This is a genomic window from Streptomyces sp. WELS2, assembly GCF_013870595.1.
Classification (GTDB): Bacteria; Actinomycetota; Actinomycetes; order Streptomycetales; family Streptomycetaceae; genus Streptomyces.
Map to the genome: position 1 here is coordinate 1 of NZ_JACBWZ010000282.1, position 7239 is coordinate 7239.

Consider the following 7239-nt stretch of genomic DNA (forward strand, 5'->3'; position numbering starts at 1 on the left):
TCCGGCCCTGACCACGCGGATCGGCACCGCCAGCCCCGACGGGGTGGGCCGCCTGCTCGACCAGGTCACCCTGGTCGCGGCCCAGGAGGAGCACCCGGCCCTCGAAGCGGGCCAGTACGTGTACATCGAGTCCAAGACGGCCGACACGTTCGTGAAGACCGTCGACGGCAAGAGCAGCCTCGCCAGCCACGCGCTGCACAAGCGCCAGGTGTGGTACTCGCCGGACGGAACCAAGGGATGGCTGATCGACCCCGCCGTCAACGACAGTCCCGAAGGGGAAACCCTCAGTCTCCCCGACGAGCAGGGCAACACCCCCGTCGCCGGCCTGAACCATCCGTCGTACGACTACCTGGCCGGTCTGCCCACCGACCCCGACGCGCTCCTCGCCAAGATCTACAAGGAGACCAAGGGACACGGCAACTCACCGGCCCAGGAGGCGTTCGCCACGATCGGTGACCTGCTCGGCGAGAGCTACCCGCCGCCCGCCCTGACCAAGGCGCTGTTCAAGGCCGCCGCGAAGATCCCCGGCGTCGTCACCGTGAACGACGCCGTCGACGCGGTCGGCCGGCACGGCGTGGCGGTCGCCCGGCTGGACGAGAAGAGCGGCGAGCGAGAGGAGTGGATCTTCGACAGGAACACGCACGTGTTCCTGGGCGAGCGGACCGTCCAGGTGAGCAAGGCCGGAGGACCGGGCGAACTCGTCAAGCCCGGAACCGTCCTGTTCACCAGCGCCGTCACGCAGCGAGCCATCGTCGACGGCATCAAGCAGGTGCCCGCGCAAGGCAGCTGACACACCCGCGGAGCTGCTTCAGGGACCTCCCTGGGGCAGCTCCCCGCGTTCCCGCGGCTGATCACGTCCCCACAAGTGCGAGGCGTGGGCGGAGGCGACCACCACGGTGTTCCGCCGCGTCCGCGGCAGCGGGGGCACCGGGTGCCGCGGGAGACGCTTACAGCGCGCGGAGCTGGGTGAGGAGCTGGAGGGTGTCGGAGTTCAGCCAGTACTCGGCGAACTTGCCGTTCTCGATGCGCAGGGTGTCGGTGCCGGTGAAGGTGACCCTCGTGCCCGGCTCGGCCTCGGCGCCCGGGAAGCCGCCGGCGTAGGTGCCGGTGGCCGTCCAGCGCACGGAGGCACGGTGTCCGGCGATCAGCGGTTCGGTCTGGAGGGAGAAGCGCGGGTCGGGGAAGGCGGCGCGGGTCTGGGCGATCCAGGCCGCCAGGCCGTCCGCGCCGTGGATGCCGCTGCCGTCGCCTCCGTCGAGGAGGGCGGCGTGGACGGTGAACTCCGGGGAGATGATGCCCGGTGCCCTGGTGTAGTCGCCGTTCCAGAGGCGCAGCCAGGCGTCGAGCGGGGCGCGCAGCATGCCGCACTGCCACGGGGCTCGTCTGAGGATGTTCGCGCCGTGACGAAGTTCGGAGGCGCGGGACGCCGCGGCGGCGCGAGGGGGGTGCGATCGCCGGAGGGGACGCGTGTGTGCCGGTGCTTGATGGGTCAGGCGCGCAGGACGACCTTTCCGGCGACGGTGCCGGATTCGGCCAGCCGCATCGCTTCGGCGACCTGGGTGAGGGGCAGTTCGGCGGCGATCCGGGCGGTGATCTCACCCCGGCGCAGCGCCTCGAAGACCTCGGTGAGGTCCTGGCGCAGCCGGGCCCGGAAGCGGTCGCGGTTCAGGGCACGGCCGGCCCAGACGTTGAAGAAGCAGGCGTGGCGGCGGTTGGGCAGCGTGTTCCACAGCCAGACCCGGGCCAGCAGCTTGAGGACGGGCCACTGCTTGGAGCCTTCGTCGTCGCGGGTGGAGGCGCTGCCGTAGGAGACGAGCGTGCCACCGGGGGCGAGCAGACTCCAGGAGTCGACGATGCTCCGGCCGCCGACGTGGTCGAAGACGGCGTCCACACCGCGCGGGGCGAGTTCCCGGACACGGGCGGGGATGTTCTCGGTGCGGTAGTCGACCGGGATCACCCCCTGTTCCCGCAGGGCGGCGTGGTGACGTGCGGAGGCGGTCCCGATCACCCGCGCGCCCGCGGCCCGGGCGAGCTGGACCAGCACGGACCCCACACCCCCGTTGGCGCCGTGCACCAGCACGGTCTGGCCGGCGCGCACCCGGGCCTTGCGGTGCAGCATCTGCCAGGCCGTGATGCCGTTGATCACCACGGTCTCCGCTTCCGCGGCGCCTATCCCGTCCGGGACGGGCACCAGGTCGGCGGCGTCGAGGACCACGTGGCTGGCCCATCCGCCGACCTTCACCAGCGCGGCCACCCGTGCGCCGACCAGGGCCGCGTCGACCCCCTCACCGGTCGCCGCCACGGTGCCGACCAGGTCGTAGCCGGGGACGAACGGGAAGGGCGGCTGGTCGTAATAGCGGCCGCGGCGCATCTGCTGCTCCGCGAAGGAGATGCCGGTGGCTTCCATACGGACGACGACCTGGCCCGGACCGGCAGTCGGCACCGCCCCGTGCCGCACCTCGAGCCCCTCCGGCTCGACCCTGCCCGGCAGCACGACCTCGACCATCGTCCCGGCGTTCGTTTCCGCGTTCATGAGGACCTCCCTCGACCGCCGGCTCCGTTGGCGGCCGGCGCGTTCGTTGGAAGTTATAACTTCCACATCCAGTGACAGTCAAGAATCTTCGTAATAGGTTCTAACCATGAGCCTGCGCCGAACGGCTCGCCGGCCGCCACCCGCAGCCGGGCCCCCACGGAAGGGACATCCGCATGGCTGCCGGCAAGGGGTCCCCACGCGAGCGCTACCGCGCCCGGCTTCGCGCCGAGATCGAGGAACGCGCCCGGGAGCAGATCGCCGTCGCCGGGGCGCCGGGTCTGTCCCTCGACGCCATCGCCGGACAGATGCCGCCCGGCGGCCGCCCGGCATGCCTCTCCCGGCGGATCGGCTGGCCGGCGATTCCATGGCCGTTCCTCGCTCATCGAACTCTCGGCAGGAGTGAGCCGTTGAGGGGGACAGCGCATCGTTCACACTCCCGGGACCGTGCGCTGCCGGAATCCCGGCAGCCCCCACCGCACGTCCATCCGCTCCGGCGGCCGGGCCCGCACCCGTCCTCTGACGAAGACCCCTCCGCCGTCCCGGCAGGGCGGGAACAGCGGTTCCGCGTTACGTCCGGCCATCCCACGACGCTTGCGTCTGCGCAGGTCAGACGCCTTTTCGCGTTCCAGCCGTCCCGGATTCCCGGCAGACGTGGCGGGTGGGACAAGGAGTGCCCCAGGCTGATCACGTCGCAACCGCCGAGCCGCTCGTCTCACAGCGGCCGGGTTCCGGCGCCCGCGTCCGGCCCACCCGGCGACGACCGCCGCAAGCAGCCGTCCGGACCTCACACGGCACCCGCGAACGGATGCCCGACCATCACGGGAAGAGATCATGAACACCCAGCAGACGTCCGTCCTGACCGCCGAGCACGCCGGCACCACGATCCCCGGGCCCGCCACACCGCCCGCCGCCGCGAACGCCGATCAGTTCGTACGCGAGCTGTACGCCGAGCACGGGACGGCCTTGTTGGCCTACGCGGCCCGCGGCCTGGGAAACGACCTGCACCGAGCCCAGGACCTGGTGCAGGAAACCGCCGTGAGGGCCTGGCGCCACGGCCCCTCGCTCACCCTCTCCGCGGACGGCATCCGCCCCTGGCTGTTCCGGGTCCTGCGCAATCTGGTGATCGACGAGCACCGGGCACGAGCCGCGCGCCCCGACGTCCTCCATGAACTGGACGACGCCGTCGTGCCGGTCGGCGACGGCACGGACCGTGCACTGACCGCCCAGGTGGTACGGGAAGCGCTGACGGACCTGACCGCGCGGCAGCGCGAGATCCTGCACCTCACATACTTCCGCGGTCTCAGCGTGAACGAGGTGTCGGAACTCCTGGGCATTCCACCGGGCACGGCGAAGTCGCGCACCTTCTACGCGATGCGCGCGCTCCAACGCGCCCTGGCCGCCCGCGGTGTCCTCGGCTGAGCGGCGCGCACCTGTGAAACCTGCACGGGTGGCCGGCCCTCCACACCGAACCTGGCCGGGCGTACGTCCGTTGAACGGAATGACGCGCACCGTCCCTACCCCCGAGGACGGTGCGCGTCGGGGTCCCGGCAGATGTCCTGGTCCAACGACTACGCAGCACGAGTGTCAGGAGAAGAACAGAGTGAGGTTCTCGCGCATAGCCGGGGCGCGCCCCGTCGCGACCGCCGCGTGCTCGCCCTGGGCTCCGCTCTCGGTCCGGCCGCCCCGTCGGCCCAGGCCGTCGAGGGCGGGACGACCATCGCCGCCATGTGGGGCACCGGGATGGCCCAGGTGTGGGAGGCGACACCCGACGGGCCGGCCTACTGTTGCAGCGGCAGCGTCGTCGGTCCGATCAAGGTTCTCACAGCCGCCCACTGCTTCAGGTCGGGTGTGCCCTACGACCACTACTACGTCGTGGTCGGGCACACCCTCAAGGGCGAGGGAACACGGATCAGGATCGGCAACGTCAACACGCACGGGGACTTGGCCGTCGCGAGCCTTAAAGCCGACCTGAGCAGCATCCCCGAAGTCCATCACATCAGCGTCAACACGAACGTGGAACCCGCCCCGGGCCAGTACGCCACCGTCCAGGGATGGGGAAGGACATGCCTGACCTGCACCGGTTCACAGTTTCTGAAGGAGGCTCGGGTCAGGATCATCGATCAGGGCTACGACCTGGCCGGTGGTCCGGCCTATCGGGTCTACAACTCGCTGAAGAACGGAATCCTGCGCGAGGGCGACTCGGGCGGCGCCATGATGTTCCAGGGCCGGCAGTACGGCGTCGTCTCCTCCGACGGCGGCCCCAGCGACCCCGCTCACGCCTACATCTCCATGTTCGACGAAAGCGCGGAGCGGTTCCTGAGGGACATGCACGTACCGATCAACACCGCCTGGTGACCCTTTGGCGATGCGTCGGACATGCGATCGATTCGACAGTGAATCCGCCATGGTCCCGCACCCCGGGAAAGGGGTGCGGGACCATGCGGGGCCGGTGCGTGCTCAGCTGACCGTCAGGGCGGTGTCGTCGACGACGAAGTCGGTCGCGAGGTAGTCGTCCTCGACGCCGGTGAACTTCAGGGTCACCGTCTGGCCCGCCAGCGAGGACAGGTCGAGGGACTTCCGGCTGTAGCCGGAGGCCGCGTTGGCGTTCGAGTACGTCGCGAGGGTCTTCGAGCCGGCGGTGACCGTCAGCTTGTCGTAGGCGGTGCTGCCGGTCTCCGCGGTGTCGATGTGCAGGTAGAAGGTCAGGGTCGCCTTGCAGCCCGCGGGGATCGTCACCGACTGGGACAGCGTGTCGGTGTGCGGGGAGCCCCAGCCGTTGAGCCAGGCCGTCCAGGAGCCGCTGTGGGCCGGCTCACGGGTGTCGTTGTTGATGATGCCGCTGTTGGTCCAGCCGGTGTCACCTGACTCGAAGCCCGGGTTGGCCAGGAGCTGGGCCGAGGTGCAGCCACCACCGCCGCCCCCGCCGCTGGTGCTGACGGTCCAGGAGAAGGAGGCGGTACCGGTCGCGCCGGTGGAGTCCTTCACCGTGACGGTGGTGCTGTAGGTCCCGGCCGTGGTGGGCGTACCGGAGATCACGCCGGTGGAGGCGTTGATCGACAGGCCGGCGGGCAGGCCGGAGGCGCTGTAGGTCAGGGAGCCGCTGTTGGTGCTGGACGCCTGGACCTGGAGGCTGACGGCGGTGCCCACGGCGGAGGACTGGCCGCCCGGGTTGGTGACCGTCACGCCGCCGGTGGGCGGGGTGATGTGGCTGCCGACGTTGATGCCGGCGAAGGCGTTGCCGACCGCCGCGTACTGGGCCGAGTTGGTGCCGTACAGCGCAGCGGCGGCGTTGAGGGCGGCGGTGCGGGCGCCGGCGTAGTTGGTGCTGGACGTCATGTACGTCGTCAGCGCCTTGTACCAGATCTTCAGCGCGGCGTCGCGGCCGATGCCGGTGACGGCGACACCGTCGGAGGTCGGGCTGTTGTACGTGACGCCGTTGATGGTCTTGGTGCCGCTGCCCTCGGAGAGCAGGTAGAACATGTGGTTGGCCGGGCCCGAGGAGTAGTGGACGTCGAGGTTGCCGAGGGAGGAGGACCAGGAGTCCGCGGAGTGGCCGTCCTTGCTGGGCTTGTCCATGTACCGCAGCGGGGTGCCGTTGCCGTTGAGGTCGACCTTCTCGCCGATGAGGTAGTCACCGGGGTCGGAGCTGTTGTTGGCGTAGAACTCCACGCCGGTGCCGAAGATGTCGGAGGTCGCCTCGTTGAGACCGCCGGACTCGCCGCTGTAGTTCAGGCCCGCGGTGTTGGAGGTGACGCCGTGGCTCATCTCGTGACCGGCGATGTCCAGCGAGGTCAGCGGGTCGTTGTTCCCGGTGCCGTCGCCGTAGGTCATGCAGAAGCAGCTGTCGTCCCAGTACGCGTTGGCGTACGCGTTGTCGTAGTGGACGCGGGAGTAGGCGGCGACGCCGTCGTTCTTGATGCCGCTGCGGCCGAAGGTGTCCTTGTAGAAGTCCCAGGTCTCCTGGGCGCCGTAGGCGGCGTCCGCGCCGGCGGTGGTGGCGGTGGAGTTGGTGCCGTCGCCCCAGGTGTCGCTGCTCTGCGAGAACAGGGTGCCGGTGCCGGAGGTGGCGTGGTTGAGGTTGTACGTCTTGTGGCCGCCGCGCGTGGCATCGGTCAGGGTGTACGACGAGCCCGACTTGGCCGAGGTCAGCGAGACCTGGCCGCTGTAACGGGTGTTGCCGACGCCGGTCTCGATGCCCTCGTACCGGTACAGCTCCTTGCCGGTGGTGGCATCGGTGATGACGTGCAGCTTGCTGGGCGTGCCGTCGTCCTGGAAGCCGCCGATCACGGTCTCCCAGGCGAGCTTCGGGGTGCCGTCGCCGGCCCAGATCACCTTGCGTGCGCTGTCCGTCGAGGGCTTGACGGCGTCCAGGGCCTTGGCGGCCTTCAGCGCCTTGCCCTCCGCGGCGGCCTTGGTGAAGGTCGCGGTGGTGGAGGACACCGCGACCCTGCGCTTGGTGTTGTACGTGGTGCTCACGGTTCCCCTGGCCCGCGAGGCGGGCGGGGTGTGCACGACGAGGTCGCCGCCGAGGACGGGCAGGCCGTCGTAGGTACGCTCGTAGCGCGTGTGCAGCGTTCCGTCGGCGTCCTTGACGACGTCCCTGACGACCAGCTTCTCCTTGGCGCCTAGGCCGAGGGTGCGCGCGGTGCCGGTCGCCTCGTCCTGGGCGCTGCGGATCAGTTCCTTGCGCTGGGCCGGGCTCAGCC

Annotated in this window: 6 protein-coding genes; 3 read left to right on the forward strand and 3 right to left on the reverse strand. The window is 70.2% G+C overall.

The features are described from left to right. Window positions 1–790: CU044_5270 family protein (locus H5J33_RS17765; protein WP_181795918.1), on the forward strand; the 790-nt coding region annotated here is incomplete at its 5' end. Window positions 791–947: 157 nt separating this feature from the next. Here H5J33_RS17765 and H5J33_RS17770 read toward each other — a convergent pair. Together H5J33_RS17770 and H5J33_RS17775 are read right to left on the reverse strand one after the other, a co-directional pair. Then, window positions 948–1361, reverse strand: coding sequence for an ester cyclase (locus tag H5J33_RS17770; protein ID WP_181795919.1), 414 nt, complete (start codon window positions 1359–1361; stop codon window positions 948–950). Between the two features lie 128 nt (window positions 1362–1489). After that, window positions 1490–2533, reverse strand: a complete 1044-nt coding sequence (locus H5J33_RS17775) for a medium chain dehydrogenase/reductase family protein (RefSeq protein WP_181795920.1) — start codon at window positions 2531–2533, stop codon at window positions 1490–1492. An 831-nt stretch (window positions 2534–3364) separates the two neighbouring features. Between H5J33_RS17775 and H5J33_RS17780 the strand changes: the two genes are divergently transcribed. After that, window positions 3365–3952, forward strand: coding sequence for a sigma-70 family RNA polymerase sigma factor (locus H5J33_RS17780; protein WP_181795921.1), 588 nt, complete (start codon window positions 3365–3367; stop codon window positions 3950–3952). Window positions 3953–4180: 228 nt separating this feature from the next. Continuing rightward, entirely contained in the window at window positions 4181–4888 is a 708-nt protein-coding gene (locus H5J33_RS17785) for a trypsin-like serine protease (RefSeq protein ID WP_181795922.1), read from the forward strand. A 102-nt stretch (window positions 4889–4990) separates the two neighbouring features. On the opposite strand, the gene H5J33_RS17790 is transcribed toward H5J33_RS17785, so the two are convergent. Beyond that, a partial coding sequence (locus H5J33_RS17790) for a M4 family metallopeptidase (RefSeq protein ID WP_181795923.1) occupies window positions 4991–7239 on the reverse strand: 2249 nt, incomplete at its 5' end.

Bases quoted from the DNA above. Each gene is read 5' to 3' on its own strand.
- H5J33_RS17770 (WP_181795919.1), bottom strand. From the start codon at position 1,361: ATGCTGCGCGCCCCGCTCGACGCCTGGCTGCGCCTCTGGAACGGCGAC.
- H5J33_RS17775 (WP_181795920.1), bottom strand. From the start codon at position 2,533: ATGAACGCGGAAACGAACGCCGGGACGATGGTCGAGGTCGTGCTGCCG.
- H5J33_RS17780 (WP_181795921.1), top strand. From the start codon at position 3,365: ATGAACACCCAGCAGACGTCCGTCCTGACCGCCGAGCACGCCGGCACC.